We start from the raw sequence: 21,430 nt of genomic DNA, 5'->3' as shown, positions 1-21,430 counted from the left end.
GACGAGTTCAGCGCGCTTGGCGACACCTCGACCCTGGCCGACCCCACCGTCGTCGACGACCTCATCGCCAACAGGCAAAACAAGAAGGAACAGGCGCCCGCATAGAAAGGCGAAAATGGCCGAAGCCGGATGCGTCTGGGAACTGTGGCGTTACCCTGCGAGTTCGCTGGGCGGAGAGGCCTTGAGCATAATGGCCGTCGGCAAGGTTGGAGCCGACGGCGACAGGTTGTACGGGCTGGTTGATGCCGCAAGCGGCGAGATCGCCCGACCCGACACCAACGCCAAATGGCACAAGGTACCGCGCATCCTCGCCAGGCTTACACCGGAGCGTAAGCTTGAAGTCCTGGTGCCCGGCGGCGACTGGCTGTCTGCGCCCAGCAAGGCGTGCGACCAAGCCATAGCCGCTTATCTCGGCTTCGATGCCGCCATCCGGCCATTCGAACAAACGGCCGGACAAGCCTACACCGGCGCCTTCGCGACAGCGCGCTACCAAAAGGCGCCGATCCATCTTCTGAGCACCGCTTCGCTGGCAAGGTTGAAGGCGCTGTACCCGGCCGGCAATGTCGATAGCCGGCGCTTTCGCCCAAGCGTGCTCATCGACATGCCCGTGGCGGCTGGCTCGTTTCCCGAAACAGAATGGATGGGGCGCCGTATCGCTATAGGCTCGGTGGAAATGACTGTCGTGGAGCCTTGCCGCCGTTGCGGCTTCACCATCATTGCCCAGGAAGGATTGGACTACGATCCCGACATCCTGCGTACGCTTGTACGCCACAACAGGCACAATCTTGGTGTCTACTGTCGGGTCGACCGGCCAGGGGAAATGGCGATTGGCGACGCCATGCGCCTGTTGTCCGAATAGCGGCCAATTGCCGAGAAGCCGACAGACTTGCAATTGCCGCTTGCGCACCCCATCATGCAGGCGTGTTCAACAAGCGAAAGGAGGTGATCCGATGTCGAGTGATTTCGTTTCCATGAGCGTGGTCCCGGCGGATCGCCTTTGCGGGGAGCAGCCTCTCCGCTAGGTGCCGAACCGCGTGGCAAGCGGTCCTGAGGGACGCGCCCGGGTCGCGCACTGGACGAAGACACGGAAAGGCCGCCTGCTTCGAAAGAAGCGGCGGCCTTTTTGCTTGCACTGCCGTGTCCCCGGCCAGACAAGCTCCGCGCCCACTAACCTTATTGGGTCAAAGCCAGCCGTTCGGTGTTGCGTGCAATTTCCTGAAACGCTGTTTTCAAGGCCGCGCCGTCAGCCGCCAAGAAATAGTGCTTGATGCCGCTGGTGTCTGGCGACGCACAGTTCGACATGACATCCTGATCGCCCGCAGCAAGCATGAAGCCGATCGTGAAGATCTCTATACCGTCCTGCTTCATGCGGCTGCACAACTCTCTCGCGGCATTTTGCGACCTCGTTTTTTGATTGGACCGCGTTTTTTCAGAGGAGGACACACCAGCGAAAGCTGTGTTGAAGGCGCCGTCGGTCATCAGAATGGCGATCTTTTTTGCCTTGTTGTCGGTATATTCCAAAGGTCCGGAGCCCGGAACAGCGCTCTCGAGCACGGACCGCCAGGACGGTGACAACAGGTAGCGCGTCCATTGAACTCCTATGTGCCCGGCGGTGTAGCCATCGGCTTTAAACTGGTCGATCGCTTTGAGAAGCGCATCCTCGTCGGTCGTCAGGGGAACCAAAGGCGCAACCGGACAGGTCTCAATACGATCATCCCGGTTGACCAGAGCCATCGAGGGCCCGGCATCCGAGTAGTCCATCCCACCGCCTGTCGAATTCTTACGTTCCGTGGCGCAGTTATCGCTCACCGATACAGCCTGCGGAGCATTGAGAGAGGGCGGGGCATCATCTTTGCCCGTGCTTCCCTTCGCCTCGCGGAAAACCGTATGAGCAAGCGGGCCGGTATTGACTCCATCTGAATAGGGAACCAAGGCCACCCGAATGCGGGGGGTGTTCGCATTGTTCATGTCGAGGAAAGTCGACACCGCTGCCGCCGCTGCGACCTTCAGATCACCGATCTTGTTCGTTCGCGCGCGCCTGTCCTCTTCCATCGAGGTAGTCAGGTCGAGCATCATCGCGACTTCGATATGCTTGTCGGAATAGACGGCGGCGCCCATGTTGTGGATGCGCTTGACATTGCTCTGGCCGAACAGGGGAAAATAGAGGGCGACATCCACATACGCGCTGGCTGTGACGGTTTTGGCGGTCTTGTCGACAACCAGTTTGTCGAGGACGATGTCGTCGTGAGGCAGGATGCCGCCTGCGCTATTGGCGGTGAGGAATGCAGCGACCCATTTGCGGGCCTCTTCCTCGGTTGCAGGCCTGACCGTCAGTTCGCGGGCTGTGGAGGTGACCGCCGCATCCACCGCATTGCGCAACGCCGACTTGGCATTCATCAGTTGCGCCGTATCGACGCCGAAGCCGACAGCCAGTGCGAGCACCGCGACAATCATGCCGAAGATGACGGCAAAGTTGCCCCTGCGGTCAGCCCAAAAACGCGCTACCGATCGACCCACACCCCCATACCGCCGCATTGCCCTGCCTCCGATTGACACGGCATCGACGCCGTTACCGGCTGCATTGCAGGATTCTGGCCGGTCCGTGCCTGTCGGCCTGTCGAAGCGAGAGGTTTCTCACCAAGCCATTGTTTTTATGCACATCCACCAGGGCGGATGGTAAAAGCCAGGTAAATCTTTCTGGCGTGGGCGAGCGGATATTTACCGGACGCTTACCATCACCGGCACCGATATCGGTCTACCCGTTTGGGACGATCCGTTCCGGGACACCAAGCCATGTACCGAAACGGAGCCGCGTGTCGAAATGGGTCAGCGGATCAGTCGCACCAACCGCCCCGCTTGCCGCCACGATAAGGTCGGGCGAGACTGCGCAGGATCATTTCCTCGGCAACCGGCGTCCCATCCCCGGCTGCGACATCTGCAAGCACGCGGCCATAGTATTTTGCCCCACCAATGTTGGAAATCGAGATCGAGCCGCCGTCGAGCAATTTCTCAAGAGCATTTCGAGCCCGTAGCGCTGCGGCGTGCTCCGACCTGCACCGGCTTTTCATCTCCGGCGCATCGATGCCGCGAATGCGTATGTTGATGCGCAGCGACTGCCCCGGCCACAGCAGCGCGTCGGCCAGGAACGTATCCCCATCGATGACATCGACCACACTGGCCTCGACAGGTCCATGGAAGGTTTTGGCAGCGCGGGCAGGCGCCACACACGACAGCGTAGCCGCAACAAGCAACCCGATAACCATCAATTGCGTGATGCGACGCGAATCCATACCAAGGAAATTATTCCTAGATATGGATTCGCGCAAGCGCAAACCATACAATGCCCTATGCTAGGGCTTCGATCCCCACGGTGCGGTCGATGCCATGAAACGGCGGCGACGCCGAATGGCTGTCCTGCTCGTAGGTCCAGATCTTGAACAGACTGAGCCGGTGCGGTCCGAAGCTATGCAGCAGCGGCACATCGGTGGCATCGCGGCCACGCGCAACCACCACGCGACCGATGCGCGGCGTGTTGTGACGCGCGTCGAACGTGTACCACTTGCCGTCCAAAAAAACCTCGATCCAGGCCGAAAAATCCATCGGCGCCGGATCCGCCGGCACGCCGATATCGCCAAGATAGCCGTTCACATAGCGCGCAGGAATGTTCATGCAGCGGCACAGCGTTATCGCCAGATGAGCGAAATCCCGGCACACGCCAACTCGCTCCTCGTGCGCCTGTGCCGCCGTTCGCGTGGCGCGCGCATAGCCGTAACCGAACGACAGGCGATTGTGAACATAGTCGACGATCGCTTGCACCCGCGCCCATCCCGGCGGGATTTCGCCGAACAGTTGCCACGCGAGATTGCTCATATGATCGGTTTCGCAATAGCGGCTGCCCAGCAGGAAGCCCAGCGCCTCGTCAGGCAGGTCCTGTACCGGAACTTCCCTGGCCAAGGCGTTGACTTCGTCTGGAAGGCCCGAATCCTCGATGATTGCATCATACATGATGCGGAACCCTCCCGCCGGCGCCACGAAACGACGGCAGGCATTGCCATAGATGTCGAAATACAATGAGGTCGGAACTTCCGGTGAGGTCAGTACCTCGGTCTGGCGCGTGATATCGCCCTGTCGCTCCGTGCGGATATCGAGCATCGAAACGATCGGCGTGTCCTGGTCACATTCAATAGCGATTTCATAGCCGAGCCGTATCAGCATCGCGGTACCCCGTCGCGTCGATTGTCAGAGAGGAAAGTCCGCCTCTTCAACGCGGCGTGGGGTCGATGGTTCCCTGTGATCTAGACACTTTCAGCGAAGCGCCAGGGCGAATCTCAGAAATCGGCGGTGAGGCCCTTCACTTCCCAGTCGCCATAGCGGCCGGGTTCCAGCCCGCCGCGGCCGCTCAGTTCCTTGGGCCGCTCCGCTTCGGCGGCCAGATAGTCCTTGCGTCGAGCTTCGGCCTCAGCCAACGCCCGCTGGGCGGCAGGAGTCAGTTTCTTTTGCACGCTCGCGCCGTCGTCTTGCGTCGCCTTGCCGTTTTCCTCAGTCATGCCATCTGCCCATGGATTGAAACGCCGTAAACTGTTTCCCATCATATAGCGAAACCGGTGCGATGGAGCGACCCCTTCCGCATTGGCCAAACGGAGCAGACGATGAACACACTTCGCACCGCCATGCTGCTTGCCGCGATGACGGCGCTGTTCATGGGTGTAGGCTACATGATCGGCGGCGCGGGTGGCATGATGATCGCGCTCGTCATAGCCGCCGCCACCAACCTGTTCAGCTACTGGAATGCCGACAAGATGGTGCTGGCCATGCACCGTGCCGTCGAGGTCGATGAGAAGAGTGCGCCGGAATTCCATGCCATCGTGCGCGAACTCGCAGCCCGCGCCGGCCTGCCAATGCCGCGCACCTATATCATCGATACGCCGCAGCCCAATGCCTTCGCTACCGGGCGCAACCCTGAGAACGCTGCCGTCGCCGCCTCCACTGGTCTGCTGGAACGGCTTTCGCATGAAGAGGTTGCCGCCGTCATGGCCCACGAACTTGCTCATGTGCAGCATCGAGACACCTTGACCATGACGATCGTAGCGACGCTTGCCGGCGCCATTTCCATGCTCGGCAATTTTGCCTTGTTCTTCGGCGGAAACCGCGACAACAACAATCCGCTCGGCTTCGTGGGCGTCCTGATCGCGATGATCGTGGCTCCCTTTGCCGCAATGATCGTGCAGATGGCGGTGAGCCGCACGCGCGAATATGCGGCAGACCGGCGCGGCGCTGAAATCTGCGGCCACCCGCTATGGCTCGCTTCCGCCCTTGACAAGATCGCCCGAACCGCCGAACGCATTCCCAACGCCGACGCGGAACGCAGCCCGGCGACGGCGCATCTTTTCATCATCAACCCGCTTTCCGGCGAACGCATGGACAATTTGTTCTCCACTCACCCCGATACGGCAAATCGCATCGCGGTCCTGCAGGCGCTGGCCGCGGAAATGGCTGAGCGGCCGGTTCAGACGGTCCAAGCTCCGCCGCCGGACGTGTCCATAGAACCGACCGGTCCGTGGAACAGCCCTGCGCGCCCTGAAAACGAACAACCGCCAAAATCAAAGGCCAACCCCTGGGGGCGCAACCCGACCGGGCCAAAAGGCCGTTGGAAGTGACACGGCAAGACGCGTCCCCGCGCAAGCGGACCCCAGCACAAAAACCTGAGCGAGGCCCGGCAGCGCATACGGTGCCCGGCCTTGCCGCCCGCAAGGCGGCAGCACGCCTGCTCGCCGCCATTGTCGATGCCCGCACCTCGCTCGACGGATTGACCGACAACGAACATGGCCACCCCCAATACATGGCGCTGGATATGCGCGACCGCGCGCTGGTTCGTGCCATTCTCGCAACCGCCTTGCGCTACCGCGTCACCATCGGCGCGCTGATTTCCCGCCGTCTCGACAAGCCGTTGCCCGCAAACGCCACGGTGCTGGCACATATCCTCCACGTTGCGGCAGCCCAAATCCTGTTCCTCGACATACCAGACAGCGCCGCCGTCGATCTTGCGGTGACCCATGCCAAATCGGACCCGCGTACGGTACGATTTTCCGGCCTCGTCAATGCCGTGTTGCGGGCCCTGGCGCGCGCCAAGGAAACGGAACTTCCCAAAACGCTGGCGGCGACCGACGACGCGCCCGATTGGTTTCGCGCGTGCCTGACACAGGCCTATGGCGCCGAGACAACCCGTGCCATCCTTGCCGCGCACCGCCTCGAAGCGCCGGTCGACATCACCGTCAAAACCGGCCCGCAAATGTGGGCCGAACGCCTTGGCGGCATTGTCCTGCCGACTGGCTCCATTCGGCTGGAAAGACTGAGCGCGCCAATCACCGAACTGCCAGGCTTCGAGGACGGCACATGGTGGGTGCAGGACACGGCCGCCAGCCTGCCGGCACGCCTGCTCGGCGATCTCAACGGCCTGCGCGTCGCCGACCTGTGCGCCGCGCCTGGCGGCAAGACGGCGCAACTCGTCCTTGCCGGCGCCAAGGTTACCGCCGTAGATACCTCCAAGAGCCGGCTGGCGCGCTTGCAGCAGAACCTCGACCGACTGGGTCTCTCGGCGGAAGTCGTTCAAGCCGATCTGTTGAAACTCGAGCCTCAGCACCTATTCGACGCCGTACTGCTCGATGCGCCCTGCTCGTCGACCGGCACGGTGCGCCGGCATCCGGACGTGCCATGGACGAAAACCCCCGATGACATCGCCAAGCTCGCCGACCTGCAGCGGCGGCTGCTCGCGAAGGCGGTGACGCTCACAAAGCCCGGCGGCGCCATCGTCTTTTCCAACTGTTCGCTCGATCCGCTGGAAGGCGAGGACCTGCTCACCGCATTCCTGGCCGAGACGCCGACGGTCCGCCTCGAGTCGATCTCGTCTTCGGAGGTTCCAGGCATTGCGCCGTTCATCACCGCGCAAGGTACGTTACGCACCACGCCGGCCGGGCTCGCCCTCAGTTCAGCTTCGTTATCCGGGCTGGACGGCTTCTTCGCGGCTCGATTGCGCAAGGTCGACAAGCCCCAATAACGGGCAGCATGACAAATTTCCCGCCAAACGTGCAAAACCATGTGGAAAGCGGCTGTGGCGGCCGTCGTTACAAATCGAATTGGCCTTCGCATAAGTTCTTGAATCATCTACCCTTGTCCAGGGAATTGGGACGTCTGGAGGATCAGTGGCCGCCGCCGCCATCAACACGACGCGCTTGTGGGCGCTCGTCGCACGGGAGTTTTGGCGCAAAACGCGCCGACGCCTGCGCGCGGGCCCGGCCTATCGCTGGCGCTATTCCGGCCGCACGCCGGAACGTGTACTGATTGCGCCACCCGACCTGCGGCTAGCCGATCCTCAAATCGCGCTTGAAATTTATTATGGCCGTTATCCGCTGTCGGGACGTCTCGTCGAAACCGGCGGGCAATCGCCGTTCCAGATCAAAGTCGCCCATCGTGGCTGGCAGCGTTCCCTGCACGGATTTCGATGGCTGCGCCACATGCGTGCCGCCGGAACCGAGCTTGCGTCCGCCAATGCCCGCGCGTTGGTGTCCGACTGGATCGCCATGCATGGCAACCATATCAGCGGCGTAGCCTGGGAGCCGGGCGTCACCTCCAAGCGCATCATCGCCTGGCTGCAACACTCGTCGGTGGTGCTGCAGGGCGCGGAATTCCCGTTCTACCGCGCCTTTCTGAAATCGCTGGCGATCCAGATCCGCTACCTGCGTTCGATCGCGCGCGAAATGCCGGACGGCAAGGACCGGTTGAGGGCCCGCATCGCGCTGGCGTTTGCGGCGCTGTCGCTGCCGGCACCGGCCTCGGCGTTGCGCGCGGCCACCCGCCACCTTGGCGAGGAACTCAACCACCAGATCCTTCCCGATGGCGGTCATATTTCCCGCAACCCGTTGACCCTGCTTGAAATCCTTGCCGACCTTCTGCCTCTGCGCCAGACCTATGCCAACCAGGCCGAGGCCCCGCCTGCGGCGCTGATGGGCGCCATCGACCGCATGCTGCCGGCCTTGCGCTTCTTCCGCCATCAGGACGGCAGCCTGGCCGCATTCAATGGCATGGGCGCCACCATCCATGACCGCATCGCCGCCATCCTGCGCCACGACGATACGGCAGGCGCGCCGCTGCTGCATGCGCCGCACTCAGGCTACGAACGGCTTTCCCTAGGTGACGTGACGGTGATCGCCGATACAGGTCCGCCGCCGCCGGCCGACCTGTCCAGTGCAGCCCATGCGGGGTGCCTGTCCTTCGAGATGTCGTCGGGTCGCCAGCACTTCATCGTCAACGCCGGCGTCGACACCTATGGCGATCCCGAATTCAGGCCGCTGGCACGCGCCACGGCGGCGCACTCGACAGCCACGCTGAACGACACCTCATCGGCGCGCTTCAGCCATTCGACGCGCGTCAGCAATCTTGTCGGCTCTCCCCTCATCGGAGGTCCCGGCGAGGTTCCATGCCGCCGCGACGATGGCCAGGACTATCAGGGCTTCACGGCAAGCCATGACAGCTACGTGCAGCGCTTTGGCATCGTGCATGAACGCGAACTGACCTTGTCGACAAGGGGCAACGTGCTCGCGGGCCGAGACAGTTTCCTGCGCCCCGGCGGCGAAGCAGCCACCAACAACGGCCGGGACTTCGTCACCATCCGTTTCCACATCCATCCCGAAATCAAGCTGTTCAAGGACCAGCAGGAGCGTCTGGTGCTGACCGCCGACAGCGCCGACAGTTGGACCTTCGCTTGTGCAGAGGTATCGCCCATAGTCGAGGAATCGATCTATTTTGCCGGCCTTGGCGGCCCGCGCATCAGCCGCCAGCTTGTGCTTACCTTCAAGGCATCCGAACAGCCGCAGGTCCACTGGCGCCTCACGCGCAGCCGCCCCGAAGGCCGCCCCAATTGGGCGTGATCACCGTATGTGCCTCGAATGCGGCGCTCGCCGCTTGATTTACGAGGCTCATGTGTTACGGCCCGCGTAAACCAAGCTGAAGGGTCGACCCCATGGCAGTCGCTTCCAAGAACATTCCCGCCCCCGACCTCGTTCCGGTTCGCCGCGCGCTGCTGTCCGTCTCCGACAAGACCGGCCTGGTGGACTTCGCCCGCGCCCTCGCCCATGCCGGCGTGGAACTGGTTTCCACCGGCGGCACCGCCAAGGCGATTGCCGAGGCTGGCATTCAAGTCCGCGATGTGACCGAACTCACCGGCTTTCCAGAAATCATGGATGGCCGGGTCAAGACCCTGCATCCCGCGGTTCACGGCGCTCTGCTTGGCGTACGCGACGACCCTGAACATGTGCAGGCCATGCACAAGCACAGGATCGAGCCGATCGATCTCGTCGTCGTCAATCTCTACCCGTTCGAAACCGTGCGCCAGTCGGGCGCGGACTACGCAGCGATTGTCGAAAACATCGACATTGGCGGGCCCGCCATGGTGCGCGCCTCGGCCAAGAACCATGCCTATGTGACCATTGTCACCGATCCCGAAGACTATGCGCCGGTGCTGAATGCTCTCGAAATGAACATTGGCTCGCTATCGCTGGATTTCCGCAAGAAGCTGGCGGCCAAGGCCTTTGCACGCACCGCGGCCTATGATGCCGCGATTTCGGATTGGTTTGCAGGCACGCTCGGCATCGAGCATCCGACATGGCGCGCTTTCGGCGGCAAGCTGGAGACCGTCATGCGCTACGGCGAGAACCCGCACCAGTCGGCCGGCTTCTACGTCACCGGCGAGAAGCGTCCCGGCGTTGCCACCGCGCGCCAGTTGCAGGGCAAGCAGCTCTCCTACAACAACATCAACGACACCGACGCCGCTTTCGAGCTCGTCGGCGAGTTCGACCCGTCCAAATCGGCCGCCGTGGCCATCATCAAGCACGCCAACCCATGCGGCGTTGCCGAAGGCACGACGCTGAAGGACGCCTATTCGAAGGCACTGGCCTGCGATCCGGTTTCGGCCTTCGGCGGTATCGTCGCCGTGAACCGGCTCCTCGACGCCGAGGCGACCGAGGAGATCGTCAAGACATTTACCGAAGTGATCATTGCGCCCGAGGCTTCCGAAGCTGCCATCGACATCGTTGCCGCCAAGAAAAATCTTCGTCTGCTCGTTACCGGCGGCCTGCCCGATGCGCGCTCACCTGCGACGATGGTGAAATCGGTGGCCGGCGGTCTGCTGGTTCAAGGCCGCGACAATGCCGTGGTGGATGACCTCGACCTCAAGGTGGTGACGAAGCGCGCGCCCACGGATGCCGAAATGGCCGACCTGAAATTCGCTTTCCGCGTTGCCAAGCATGTGAAGTCGAACGCAATCGTCTATGTCCGTGACGGAGCCACAGTCGGTATTGGCGCCGGCCAGATGAGCCGCGTGGATTCCTCGCGCATCGCCGCACGCAAGGCAGAGGATGCGGCCCAGGCGATGGGGGCCTCCGACCCCCTGACCAAAGGCTCCGTGGTCGCGTCCGACGCCTTTTTCCCATTTGCCGACGGCTTGCTGGCGGCGATCGAAGCCGGTGCTACCGCCGTCATTCAACCGGGCGGCTCGATGCGTGACGACGACGTCATCGCGGCGGCCGACGAACATGGCATTGCCATGGTGTTCACGGGAATGCGCCACTTCCGCCATTGAGCTACGGCTGCCGAGCGGTGACGCGGTTCAGTCCTCCACTTTGTCGGCGGGGTAAGGCGTGGCGGCAAGGAGCCACATGCCTCCAGCCAGGAACAGGATGATGACCGACATGCCAAGCGCGGGCGACCCGCTGAGCGCCGTTACGGTGGCGACAAGGAAAGGTGCTGCAAAGCTCGTTGCCCGTCCGGCGAGCGCGTAAATGCCGAAGTAGCGACCCGATTCGGCGGCCGTCACCGACCGCGCCATGTAGGAACGGGACGACGCCTGAACCGGCCCGAAGGCAACACCGATCAAAAGCCCGTAAAGGATATAGGCTTTTTCCGCCGCCGTGCCGAACAACGCACCCGAATCCGTCGTCGGCAAGGGCAGCGCGCCGAACAGTGTAAAGCCCGGACCGGTCGACACGATCCCCACCGTGGCGATCGACAGCAGCACCAGCGAGATCATCACCACCACCTTCGACCCCAGCCTGGTGTCGAGGCGCGCCGCGACCCAGCAGCCGAAGATGGCAACGACATTGAGGATGATGCCGTAGACGCCGATCTCGGTGATCGACCAGCCGAACATGGCGGCCGCGAAAGCGCCGCCCAGCGCAAGGAGCGCGTTGACGCCATCCTGGTAGACCATGCGGGCGATGAGGAAGCGGAAGATGCCGCCGCGTTGGCGTGCCTGCGAAAGCGTCAACTTCAGCTCGGCCAACCCTTCACGCACCGCGGGTCCGATCGCCATCCCCTTGATGGCATCGGGCGTGAAGAAGAACATCGGCAGGATGAAGACGAAATACCAGATTGCAGCCAGCGGACCCGTAGCCCGCGCGTCCTCGCCAAGCTTCGGATCGAGACCGAACAGCGGTTCGACGCCAACGATAGTCTTTCCGGTTTCCGGCGAGCCTGCCATCAGTGCGACGACGAAGATCAGCACAATCATACCGCCGAGATAGCCCAATCCCCAAGCGACGTTGGAGATTCTACCGATCTCCTGCTTTGGCACCAGCCTGGGCATCATGGAATCGTTGAAGACGGTGGAGAACTCCGCCGCCACCGATGCCAGTGAGAACAACAGCACGACCAGGAACAGGTTTGATCCCGGTGCCGCCAGCCACAGAAGACAAAGGCAAACGATCTTGATCGCGGCGAAGAAGGCGATCCACGGTTTGCGCGGACCGGTCTGGTCGGCGATGGAACCGAGCACCGGCGACAGGATGGCGATAGCGAACCCCGCCGCCGCAATGCCGTAACCCCACGCCGCCTGCCCGGCCACAGGATCGCTGGCCATGCGCGAGACGAAATAGGGGCCGAAAATGAAGGTGGTGACAACCGTAAAGAACGGCTGTGCTGCCCAGTCGAACAGCATCCAGCCCCTGATACCGCGGCCGGATGCCCGCTGCACGCCGACGTCGGCCATGATCCCTCCGCGCCCCGTTATGTCGAAGGTCCGACAAGGTCGCTCATCAGCCCCGATGCCACGGACAGGCGCGATACGGTGATGTCGCCGCCCTCGGTCAGCGCCTGCAGGCGTTCAAGGATGCGGGCGACGCGTTCGCCGCCCGCATCCAGCCAGGCCGCGACCGGATCGGCAGCCTTGGCATACCCGGCAAGCGCTGCGACCGCGATGCCACGCCTGGCCGCACCGATGGTGTCGGTTGCGCGCGACAGCGCGAGTTGGTCATAGTAGTCGGACGCGCTGATCGAGCGCGCCGCATCCTCCACCCGCGAAATGCGAAAAGCATCGCTGACGGCGAAGAACGCCTTGGCGGCGGCAACGATGTCGGCATTGGCCTGCTTTGCGGTAAGCGCGATGTCGGGAATGAGGTCGGAGACTTCGGTGACGGCCAGCCGCTCGGCCAGTTTCTCCGACGCCCCGCCCTTGAACAGGCCGTGCCGCCGTTCTTCGATCCGCTCGCGCGAAAACGCCGGCAACAGCGAGACCAGCTTCGGCTCCAGCATCTTGCGGGCCTCCTGCAATTCGGCGATGCGCTGGGCAAGCGGCACCGTTCCGGCATCGTTCTTCAGGTACCAGCCGCTGGTGACATAGATCAGGCGGCTGACCATCTGATAGAGGTCGAGTTGAACCTGGCCGTCTATTCTGTTGTCGAGCGCATCGATCTCCTTGTAGAGCGACGGCAGCGCGAAGCCGTCGCGGATCAGCGCGAAGGCGCGCACCACATCGGCAGCGGTGCGTCCGGTCGTCTCCATCAGGCGGTTGACGAAGGACGGGCCGCCGCGATTGACGAGATCGTTGGCGACAACACGGGCGATGATCTCACGGCGCAGGCGATGGCCATGGATCTCGGTCGAGAACTTCTTCGCCATGCGATCCGGGAAGTAGCCCATCAGGTCCAGGTCGAAATGCGGGCCGTCCGGAACATCGGAAGCGACGATGTCGGAGAACAGGACAATCTTGGCATAGGCCAGCAGCACGCCGAGTTCCGGTCTCGTCAACGGCTCGCCGCGTGCCTCGCGCTCAGCCAGCGCAGCCGGCGACGGCAGTGTCTCGACCGCCCGGTCGAGCAGGCCACGCGCTTCCAGCGCCGCCATGAAGCGGCCCTGATGCGCGATGTCGGCCAGGCCGCGCTTGCTGGCCAGCGACAACGCCAGCGTCTGCTCGTAGTTGTTGGCCAGCACCAGTTGGCTGACCTCGTTGGTCATTTCGGCAAGCAGCTTGTTGCGCGCTGGCCGTGCCAACCCGCCCTTGCGCATGGCCGCGGCGAGCGCGATCTTGATGTTGACCTCGACGTCAGAGCAGTTGACGCCGCCCGAATTGTCGATGGCGTCCGAATTGTTGCGGCCGCCCTTCAGGGCAAATTCGATACGGGCGCGCTGGGTCACGCCGAGATTGGCGCCTTCGCCGATGATTTTTGCGCGAACCTCGGCGGCATTGATGCGGATGGCGTCATTGGCCCGGTCACCGACATCCTGGTTGGTTTCGCTTGTGGCCTTGAGGTATGTGCCGATGCCGCCGAACCAGAGCAGATCGACGGGTGCGGCAAGGATCGCGCGCATGATCTCCACCGGCGTCGCCACTGTCTTGCCGATGCCGATCGCCGTTGCCGCTTCCGAACTCAGAGTAACGGACTTTTGCGAACGCGAGATGATCATGCCGCCCTTCGACAGCTTCGTCTTGTCGTAATCCTGCCAACTCGAGCGCGGCAGGTCGAACAGGCGCTGGCGCTCGACGAACGACGACGCGGCATCCGGAGCAGGATCGATGAAGATGTCACGATGGTCGAAGGCGGCGATCAGGCGGGTCTGTTCGGAACGCAACATGCCGTTGCCGAAGACGTCGCCCGACATATCCCCGACACCTACTGCGCTAAACGGCGTCGCCTGGATGTCACGGTTGATCTCGCGGAAGTGGCGCTTGACGGCTTCCCACGCACCCTTGGCCGTGATGCCCATCTTCTTGTGGTCGTAGCCGGCCGAGCCGCCGCTGGCAAAGGCGTCATCGAGCCAGAAACTATGCTTCTCGCTGATGGCGTTGGCCGTATCGGAGAAGGTTGCCGTGCCCTTGTCGGCGGCAACGACGAAATAAGGATCGTCGCCGTCGTGGCGCACCACACCCTCGGGATGGATGACCTGGTCGATGCCGATATTGTCGGTGATCGACAACAGGCTGGACACGAAGTTGACGTAGGCGGCGCGTCCAACCTCGAAAACGAGGTCACGGCTGGCGCCGACCGGCAGGCGCTTGGGGTAGAAGCCGCCCTTGGCGCCGACCGGCACGATCACCGCATTCTTGACCTGCTGCGCCTTGACCAGGCCCAGCACCTCGGTGCGGTAGTCCTGCGCCCTGTCCGAAAGCCGCAAACCGCCGCGAGCCACCGGGCCGAAGCGCAGGTGCACGCCTTCGACTTCCGATCCGTAGACGAAGATCTCGCGCCATGGACGCGGTTCAGGCAGCCCGGCCACGGCGCGCGGATCGAGCTTGATCGCCAGCGACTGTCCGCGCTCCTGCTTGCCGTCGACGAAATGATTGGTGCGCAGCGACGCTTCGATCAGGTTGAGGTAGCGGCGGATTATGGTGTCGTCGTCGATGTTCGGAACATCGTCCAGCGCATCCTTGATCTTGGCCTTCAGGTGCTTGGCCGCGACCGCTCCGTCTTCAAGAGCACTTGGCCCGAGCCGGGCAACGAACAGGGCATGCAGTCCGCGCGCGATGTCGGGGTATCGCTTCAGCGCGGCAGCGATGAACTCCTGGCTCTGCGGAATGCCCGCCTGCTGCAAATAACGGCCATATGCGCGCAAAACGAGAATTTCCTTCGACCAAAGGCCGGCAGTCTGGGCGAGCCCATTGTAGCCGTCATTGTCGACATCGCCACGCCACACCGCAAGGAAGGCGTCCTCGAACAGCGCTCCGCCGTTGGAAAGGTCGATCGGCTGGCCGTAGGCGTTTTCCAGTTCCATGTCGTGGAGGAACACCTTGCCGGCCCCGTCCTCGCCAATCTCGAATGTCCGCTCGCTGATGACACGGAAGCCGATATTCTCCAGCACCGGCACGCGCCTGGACAGCGCCACCGGGCTGCCGTGATGGTAGATCTTGAGCGACGCCAGTTCGGGTGCCTGGCCGGCCTCGCGATAATAGTCGATGGCAATCGGGTTGGCCGCGCCGATCGACGCGATACGGCCGGCATCGAGCAATGCCGCCGCCGGCGAGAAACTGTTGCGGTAGCTCTCCGGGAAACCGGCTGCGATGCCGGCGAGCGATGCATCCGAGCCGGCGTCGGCTGCCGCTTCGCGCAACGCATCCTCCCAGGTCCGCACAATGGCGCGGATGGCGTCTTCGATCGCCGATTGCTCGACCTTCGGCGTCTTGCCGCCGGAGCGGCCGATGATGAAGTGCACACGCGCCAGCCCGCCTTCCGGGAAGGCCGGGTAGTAGGCCGAGAGGCGCCCGTCGAACGCCGTCTTGAGATAGGCGCCGATTTTTTCGCGCGCTTCCGAATCGTAGCGGTCGCGCGGCACGAAGACGAGGATCGAGACGAAGCGGTCGAACTGGTCGACCCGTATCAGCGCGCGTACGCGCGGCCGCTCGATCAGGCCAAGGATCGCTTCGGCATGCTTCCTCAGCGTCGGCACCGGCACCTGGAAAAGCTCGTCGCGTGGATAGCTTTCGAGTACGTTGATGAGAGCTTTGCCGGAGTGATCGCTCGGATTGAAGCCCGACTTGGCGATGACGGTTTCCACCTTCGAGCGCAAATAGGGAATCTTCATCACCGAGCGCGTGTAGGCGGTAGAGGTGAACAGGCCGACGATACGCAGTTCGCCTGCCAGCGCGCCCTTGGCGGTGTAGGTCTTGATGCCGATGTAGTCGAGGTAGATACGCCGATGCACCGACGACTTTGCATTGGCCTTGGTGACGATCAGCGGCTCCGGGCCGTGCAGAAAAGCGCGGATTTCCGGCGTCGTGGTCACGGCCTCGGTGCCGCGCCTCAGCACCAGTACGTCCGGGTCGGTCAGTATGCCGAGGCCGGCCTTGTTGGCGAGTTCCAGCGTGCCGCTTTTTTCGCCGCCGCTGTATTTGTACTCGCGCATGCCCAGGAAGGTAAAATTGTCGTCCCGCAGCCATTCGAGGAAAGCCACGGCTTCAGCGACATGGGCTTTGTCGAGGGGTACGGGCGCATAACGGAACTCCGAAATCGCCTGATCGAGACGTGCCAGCATCGGCTTCCAGTCGGCAACCGCCGAACGCACCTGGCCAAGTGTCTTCTTCAGCCGCTCGGTCAGCCCTTTGGCCTGGTCGTCCGAAAGGCGCCCGACATGGACATGGACGACGCTTAGCCGATCGAGGCCCGGCTCGCCTTTGGCAGATCCGGCATCGCCGAGGATTTCCGCAACGCCTGCCTTGCCGGATTTCACGCCGATGACAGGGTGTGTGACCAGCAGCGGCTCGCCCGCGCTTTCGGTGATCTCACCAATGATGGAATCGAACAGGAACGGCATGTTGTCGTTGACGACGGTGATTACCGTCACCGGCTTGCCATCACGCGAAACGCCGGACTCGGTTTCGACGGCAACGACGCTCTCGTTCTTCTTGTGCCGTAGCACTGCGCGTTCGGCGAGCACTGCAGCCCGGTCGAGATCCGCCGCATCATATGCCGCCACGTCTTCTTCAGGAGTCCTGGCAAGGAGGTAGTCCGCCAGCTTACCGCGCTTTTCCGCAACCTTCGCCGCCCCCTTTCCCGGTTTTGATTTTGTCCTGGATACGGGTTTCAGACTGGCCATGATGCGAATTTTCCCTCCGCCTGATTGAAGTTGTGACTATCGTAGCAGATGGCCAGATTTTGGCGACAAGGGTTTGACCAGCCATTAAGAAAATAAACGGGACCCAAGATTATCGCGACTATTCGAGTGGAGAAGAACGCATCATGTCCAGCAAGATCACCGCCCTTGACCTTCCCCAACCAGAGCTGGGCGACGCGACCAAGGCCTATTTCGCCAAATGCGAGGAAAAGCTCGGCATGGTGCCCAACGTGCTTCTCGCCTACGCCTTCGACGAGAAGAAGCTCAGGGCCTTCACCGACACCTACAACGACCTGATGCTGGGCGAGTCGGGCTTGACCAAGCTGGAGCGCGAGATGATCGCGGTGGCGGTGTCTTCGATCAACCACTGCTTCTATTGCCTCACCGCCCATGGTGCGGCGGTGCGCCAGCTTTCGGGCGATCCCGTGCTTGGCGAATTGATGGTGATGAACTTCCGCGCCGCCGATCTTTCGTCCCGCCAGCGCGCCATGCTGGAATTCGCGGCCAAGCTGACCGAAGAGCCGGCCAAGATCGTGGAGGAAGACCGTCAGGCGCTGCGCGACGCCGGCTTCAGCGACCGCGACATCTGGGACATCGCCTCGACCGTCGCCTTCTTCAACATGTCGAACCGCGTAGCAGCTGCGGTCGACATGCGTCCCAACGCCGAATACCACAAGATGGCGCGATGACGGCCGACTTCACATAATATTAGCGACATCGCATTTTCATTGCACGCCTGGCTGTTTGGTCCGATGATCGAAAAGCGGCCGGGCCGCATGCCGGTTCGACGCCGCTGATCAGCAAGGAGGAGAACATGACAAAGTTTCTCTATGTCTATCATGGCGCGGGCAAGATGCCGGCAAACGATGCCGAGCGCAAAGAAATCATGGAGGCCTGGAACGGCTGGTTCGGCAAGCTGGGCGCGGCGGTTGTCGATGGCGGCAACCCGGTCGGCATGTCGAAGACCGTGCTGCCCGGCGGCCGCATCGAAAACAATGGCGGCACCAACCCGACCGGCGGCTATTCCATCATCGAGGCTGCCGACATCGACCAGGCGGCCGAGAAAGCCAAGGGCTGCCCGATCCTCAATGCACCGAATTGCAGCGTCGAGATCGCACCGATCATCCAGATGATGTGACGCGCGCATTCCCGGCACGACAAGATGAGATCATGACCGCGCCGCGATCGCTGCCGCGGCGCCGGCCATGGTGGCAGCGCTGATCCGGTTGGCGATCTTCATCGCCCGCTTGCTCTTCAGAAGCCTGCGCGCCTGCGCCGCCGCCAGAACCCAGGCAAGGTCGATGGCGACCAGAACCACCGCCATGGTCAGCGTCAATTCCAGCCAGCCGACAAAAGTGACGGAAGCGAGATCGACGATGGTCGGCAAAAGCGCCAGATAAAACATCATGATCTTGGGATTGCCGAGCGTGACGGCCATGCCGGCGAAGAAAAGCCTGGTTGCCGAGTCCTCGCGCGGAATTTCGCCCGCCTTCGCCTCGACCGGCGCTGTCCACATCTTCCAGGCCAGGTAAGCAAGATAGACGACGCCCATCCATTTGACGGCGACGAAGGCGAGATGGAAGGTTTGCGCCACCACCGCCAGCCCGAACACGGCAAACGACAGCCAGATGGCTTCGCCGATCCACATGGCGGCGAGGAAGGGGAACACGTCGCGGAACCCCTTCGAGATCACTCTTGAGACAAGGGCCGCGATCGACGGGCCGGGAGAACCGGCGGCGACGAACAGCGCCGCCGCGAATATCAGAAGAGAGGTAAGGTGCATCCATGTGCTCCGTGAGCCGATCGTGCGGTCATCATAGCCGATCGGCGTGGAGCGTGGATAGGTGGCAGCGCGCGACGCGGGCAAAAAGCCAGAGGCTGCAAGCCCGACCGGGCGTCGCGCCTGCTAGCGCCCCCGCGGAGGGCCAGCCGCCGAAGGCGGCGGTGCGGCCCGTGAGCGAGAACTAACCGAACTTAGGCCGCACCAGCCACCTTGGACGATTTTTCGAAACGCTTGCGCTCGTTGGGGTCGAGATAGAGTTTGCGCAGGCGAATGGTCTTCGGCGTCACCTCGACCAGTTCGTCGTCCTGAATCCAGGCCAGCGCCCGCTCCAGCGTCATGCGGATCGGCGGCGTCAGCTTGACCGCCTCGTCCTTGTTGACCGAACGGATGTTGGTCAGTTTCTTGCCCTTCAGCACGTTCACTTCGAGGTCGTTGTCGCGGGAGTGGATGCCGATGATCATGCCCTGATAGACCCTGACGCCCGGATCGATGACCATGGGGCCGCGATCTTCGAGGTTCCACATGGCGAACGCCACCGCTTCGCCCTGTTCGTTCGAGATCAGGACGCCGTTGCTGCGGCCGGGCAGTTCGCCTTTGTAGGCCTGATAGGAGTGGAACAGCCGGTTCATCACGGCGGTGCCGCGCGTGTCGGTCAACAGTTCCGACTGGTAGCCGATCAGGCCGCGCGTCGGCGCGTGGAAGACGATGCGCTGGCGGTCGCCGCCGGAGGGGCGCAATTCGATCATCTCGGCCTTGCGCTCCGACATCTTCTGCACGACGACGCCGGCATGTTCCTCGTCGACGTCGATGACGACTTCTTCGACCGGCTCGAGCAGTTCGCCGTTCTCGTCCTTCTGCATGACGACGCGCGGGCGCGATACAGCAAGTTCGAAGCCTTCGCGGCGCATGGTCTCGATCAGCACGGCAAGCTGCAATTCGCCGCGGCCCGACACGTAGAACGAATCCTTCTCGGTGGACTCTTCGATCTTCAGTGCGACGTTGCCCTCGGCTTCCTTGAACAGGCGGTCGCGGATGACGCGGCTGGTCACCTTGTCGCCCTCGGTGCCGGCAAGCGGACTGTCGTTGACGATGAACGACATCGTCACGGTCGGCGGATCGATCGGCTGGGCGTGCAGCGGCTCGGTTACGGCCGGATCGCAGAACGTATCGGCGACGGTGCCCTTCGACAGTCCGGCGATGGCGACGATGTCGCCCGGCTGCGCTTCGTCGATCGGCTGGCGCTCGAGGCCGCGGAAGGCGAGGATCTTGGAGACGCGGCCGGTTTCGACCACTGCGCCGTCATTGTTCAGCACCTTGACCGGCTGGTTCGACTTCAGCGTGCCGGACTCGATGCGGCCGGTGATGATGCGGCCGAGGAAAGGGTTGGCCTCCAGCAGCGTGCCGATCATGCGGAACGGACCGGGATGGACGACAGGTTCGGGAACGTGCTTCACGATAAGCTCGAACAGGGGATCGAGCCGGCGGTCCTTGGGACCATCCGGGCTTTCGGAGGCCCAGCCATCGCGGCCCGAACCGTAGAGGATGGGGAAGTCGAGCTGGTCGTCGGTGGCGTCGAGTGCGGCGAACAGGTCGAACACCTCGTTGACGACTTCGACATGGCGGGCGTCCGGGCGGTCGATCTTGTTGATGAACACGATCGGCTTGAGGCCGACCTTAAGCGCCTTGCCGACCACGAACTTGGTCTGCGGCATCGGGCCTTCGGCGGCATCGACGAGGACGATGGCCGAATCTACCATGGAAAGGATGCGCTCGACCTCACCGCCGAAGTCGGCGTGGCCCGGCGTGTCGACGATGTTGATGCGGGTGCCGTGCCAGTCGACCGAGGTCGCCTTGGCCAGAATGGTGATGCCGCGCTCTTTTTCGATGTCGCCGGAATCCATGGCGCGCTCGTTTACGCGCTGGTTTTCCCGGAAGGAGCCGGCTTGCTTCAACAGTTCGTCGACCAGCGTGGTTTTGCCATGGTCTACGTGCGCGATGATCGCGATGTTACGGAGGTTCATATTGTCTTCTCTGGGATGCTGACGGCGGCGGCTACGGACAGTGAACCGCGCGCGCCATCATTTTCGGTTGCGCGGCTCATACAGCTTTTTTCGCATTTGCGAAAGGGGCGGCGCGCCGTCAAATCGCTGGTCACCGATTGTTAAGAGCTTGGCGGATAGAATTCGTTAACCAATGCGGACCATCCGCGCCAGGAACGGCTGATTGTCGATGACCAAGACCTTGCTGTCACGGACCGGAATTTCCTTCGGCGCGCTGGCGCTCGCTGCCGTTTTCGCGGCAGGTGCGGCGCATTCCATGGTCGGCAACGCGGGCGGCATCTCCGACACCGTGCTTTCCACCACGCAAGCCCAGCGCCTGTTTGCCGATGCGCCGGACGGCGTCGATCCGACGGTCACGGGGCCGGTCAGCGCGAGCTTCAAGAAGAAGCAGCAAGACACCGGTTGCGCAGCCGCCATCTGGCCCGATATTCCGGCTGCCTGCTACCCGAAATAGCTTGCATCGACGCATCTATTCATAACCACGCCCGGCATTGCCGTCTGGGTATCTTTGCCCCGCTTTTTTCCCTTCGTCATCCTAGGGCGGAGCAGGCCGAAGGCCGTCGCGCAGACCCGAGGATCCATGCCGTGACGCTTGGGAGTTGCACGGCGGAACAGAACGAGGGATGTTCTGCACCGTACCACGCTGCCGCTCCGTCACGGCATGGATCCCAGGGTCTGCGCGACGGCCTTCGGCCTGCTCCGCCCTAGGATGACG

16 protein-coding genes are annotated in these 21,430 nt (G+C 62.8%); 8 read left to right on the top strand and 8 right to left on the bottom strand.

Going from position 1 to position 21,430, the window contains the following annotated elements; translation table 11 throughout:
* Positions 1-190: 190 nt before the first annotated feature.
* The gene (locus ASD64_RS11905; RefSeq protein ID WP_320410198.1) at positions 191-859 is read left to right on the top strand and encodes an MOSC domain-containing protein; all 669 of its coding nucleotides are present in this window, start codon (positions 191-193) and stop codon (positions 857-859) included.
* A 314-nt stretch (positions 860-1,173) separates the two neighbouring features.
* Here ASD64_RS11905 and ASD64_RS11900 read toward each other — a convergent pair whose 3' ends face one another.
* The 4 genes from ASD64_RS11900 to ASD64_RS11885 form a co-directional block, all read right to left on the bottom strand.
* The gene (locus ASD64_RS11900; RefSeq protein ID WP_320410197.1) at positions 1,174-2,517 is read right to left on the bottom strand and encodes a pilus assembly protein; all 1,344 of its coding nucleotides are present in this window, start codon (positions 2,515-2,517) and stop codon (positions 1,174-1,176) included.
* Between the two features lie 317 nt (positions 2,518-2,834).
* Positions 2,835-3,290 carry a thermonuclease family protein gene (locus tag ASD64_RS11895; protein ID WP_056105376.1) on the bottom strand — a complete coding sequence of 152 codons (456 nt, stop codon included), beginning with the start codon at positions 3,288-3,290 and terminating at the stop codon, positions 2,835-2,837.
* Positions 3,291-3,345: 55 nt separating this feature from the next.
* On the bottom strand, positions 3,346-4,215 hold the full coding sequence (locus ASD64_RS11890; RefSeq protein ID WP_056105374.1) for a transglutaminase-like domain-containing protein: 870 nt from the start codon (positions 4,213-4,215) through the stop codon (positions 3,346-3,348).
* Positions 4,216-4,328: 113 nt separating this feature from the next.
* Positions 4,329-4,547, bottom strand: a complete 219-nt coding sequence (locus ASD64_RS11885; protein ID WP_056105372.1) for a DUF1674 domain-containing protein — start codon at positions 4,545-4,547, stop codon at positions 4,329-4,331.
* A 102-nt stretch (positions 4,548-4,649) separates the two neighbouring features.
* On the opposite strand from ASD64_RS11885, the gene htpX reads away from it, so the two are divergent.
* From htpX to purH, 4 genes are all read left to right on the top strand, one after another.
* The gene (gene htpX / locus ASD64_RS11880; protein WP_056105370.1) at positions 4,650-5,657 is read left to right on the top strand and encodes a zinc metalloprotease HtpX; all 1,008 of its coding nucleotides are present in this window, start codon (positions 4,650-4,652) and stop codon (positions 5,655-5,657) included.
* The gene (locus tag ASD64_RS11875) at positions 5,648-7,054 is read left to right on the top strand and encodes an RsmB/NOP family class I SAM-dependent RNA methyltransferase (protein WP_413813600.1); all 1,407 of its coding nucleotides are present in this window, start codon (positions 5,648-5,650) and stop codon (positions 7,052-7,054) included. The genes htpX and ASD64_RS11875 overlap by 10 nt, the downstream gene beginning before the upstream one ends.
* Positions 7,055-7,199: 145 nt before the next feature.
* Complete coding sequence (locus ASD64_RS11870; RefSeq protein ID WP_056105365.1) at positions 7,200-8,924, top strand: heparinase II/III family protein; 1,725 nt, start codon at positions 7,200-7,202, stop codon at positions 8,922-8,924.
* 92 nt (positions 8,925-9,016) lie between these two features.
* Complete coding sequence (gene purH / locus ASD64_RS11865) at positions 9,017-10,633, top strand: bifunctional phosphoribosylaminoimidazolecarboxamide formyltransferase/IMP cyclohydrolase (protein ID WP_056105362.1); 1,617 nt, start codon at positions 9,017-9,019, stop codon at positions 10,631-10,633.
* A gap of 27 nt (positions 10,634-10,660) precedes the next feature.
* On the opposite strand, the gene ASD64_RS11860 is transcribed toward purH, so the two are convergent.
* Positions 10,661-12,037 carry an MFS transporter gene (locus tag ASD64_RS11860; protein WP_056105360.1) on the bottom strand — a complete coding sequence of 459 codons (1,377 nt, stop codon included), beginning with the start codon at positions 12,035-12,037 and terminating at the stop codon, positions 10,661-10,663.
* A gap of 17 nt (positions 12,038-12,054) precedes the next feature.
* Positions 12,055-16,854, bottom strand: a complete 4,800-nt coding sequence (locus ASD64_RS11855; protein WP_056105358.1) for an NAD-glutamate dehydrogenase — start codon at positions 16,852-16,854, stop codon at positions 12,055-12,057.
* Positions 16,855-16,997: 143 nt separating this feature from the next.
* Between ASD64_RS11855 and ASD64_RS11850 the strand changes: the two genes are divergently transcribed.
* Together ASD64_RS11850 and ASD64_RS11845 are read left to right on the top strand one after the other, a co-directional pair.
* Positions 16,998-17,561, top strand: a complete 564-nt coding sequence (locus tag ASD64_RS11850; protein WP_056105356.1) for a peroxidase-related enzyme — start codon at positions 16,998-17,000, stop codon at positions 17,559-17,561.
* 125 nt (positions 17,562-17,686) lie between these two features.
* Positions 17,687-18,010, top strand: coding sequence for a YciI family protein (locus tag ASD64_RS11845; protein WP_056105354.1), 324 nt, complete (start codon positions 17,687-17,689; stop codon positions 18,008-18,010).
* Positions 18,011-18,040: 30 nt separating this feature from the next.
* Here ASD64_RS11845 and ASD64_RS11840 read toward each other — a convergent pair whose 3' ends face one another.
* Both ASD64_RS11840 and typA read right to left on the bottom strand, forming a co-directional pair.
* Positions 18,041-18,655, bottom strand: a complete 615-nt coding sequence (locus tag ASD64_RS11840) for a LysE family translocator (RefSeq protein WP_056105382.1) — start codon at positions 18,653-18,655, stop codon at positions 18,041-18,043.
* 191 nt (positions 18,656-18,846) lie between these two features.
* Positions 18,847-20,676, bottom strand: a complete 1,830-nt coding sequence (typA, locus tag ASD64_RS11835; RefSeq protein WP_056105351.1) for a translational GTPase TypA — start codon at positions 20,674-20,676, stop codon at positions 18,847-18,849.
* Positions 20,677-20,884: 208 nt separating this feature from the next.
* Between typA and ASD64_RS11830 the strand changes: the two genes are divergently transcribed.
* Positions 20,885-21,169 (top strand): hypothetical protein, encoded by a 285-nt coding sequence (locus ASD64_RS11830; RefSeq protein ID WP_056105349.1) that lies wholly within the window; start codon positions 20,885-20,887, stop codon positions 21,167-21,169.
* Positions 21,170-21,430 lie beyond the last annotated feature (261 nt).

The sequence above is a fragment of the Mesorhizobium sp. Root157 genome (assembly GCF_001427385.1).
Taxonomy (GTDB): Bacteria; Pseudomonadota; Alphaproteobacteria; order Rhizobiales; family Rhizobiaceae; genus Mesorhizobium.
Note: the sequence above shows the minus strand (reverse complement) of the source record. Positions and strands in the feature narration are given on the sequence as shown.

Coding starts and splice junctions, on each gene's coding strand:
- ASD64_RS11905 (WP_320410198.1), top strand. CDS start 191: ATGGCCGTCGGCAAGGTTGGAGCCGACGGCGACAGGTTGTACGGGCTG.
- ASD64_RS11895 (WP_056105376.1), bottom strand. CDS start 3,290: ATGGATTCGCGTCGCATCACGCAATTGATGGTTATCGGGTTGCTTGTT.
- ASD64_RS11890 (WP_056105374.1), bottom strand. CDS start 4,215: ATGCTGATACGGCTCGGCTATGAAATCGCTATTGAATGTGACCAGGAC.
- ASD64_RS11885 (WP_056105372.1), bottom strand. CDS start 4,547: ATGACTGAGGAAAACGGCAAGGCGACGCAAGACGACGGCGCGAGCGTG.
- htpX (WP_056105370.1), top strand. CDS start 4,650: ATGAACACACTTCGCACCGCCATGCTGCTTGCCGCGATGACGGCGCTG.
- purH (WP_056105362.1), top strand. CDS start 9,017: ATGGCAGTCGCTTCCAAGAACATTCCCGCCCCCGACCTCGTTCCGGTT.
- ASD64_RS11860 (WP_056105360.1), bottom strand. CDS start 12,037: ATGGCCGACGTCGGCGTGCAGCGGGCATCCGGCCGCGGTATCAGGGGC.
- ASD64_RS11855 (WP_056105358.1), bottom strand. CDS start 16,854: ATGGCCAGTCTGAAACCCGTATCCAGGACAAAATCAAAACCGGGAAAG.
- ASD64_RS11850 (WP_056105356.1), top strand. CDS start 16,998: ATGTCCAGCAAGATCACCGCCCTTGACCTTCCCCAACCAGAGCTGGGC.
- ASD64_RS11845 (WP_056105354.1), top strand. CDS start 17,687: ATGACAAAGTTTCTCTATGTCTATCATGGCGCGGGCAAGATGCCGGCA.
- ASD64_RS11840 (WP_056105382.1), bottom strand. CDS start 18,655: ATGCACCTTACCTCTCTTCTGATATTCGCGGCGGCGCTGTTCGTCGCC.
- typA (WP_056105351.1), bottom strand. CDS start 20,676: ATGAACCTCCGTAACATCGCGATCATCGCGCACGTAGACCATGGCAAA.
- ASD64_RS11830 (WP_056105349.1), top strand. CDS start 20,885: ATGACCAAGACCTTGCTGTCACGGACCGGAATTTCCTTCGGCGCGCTG.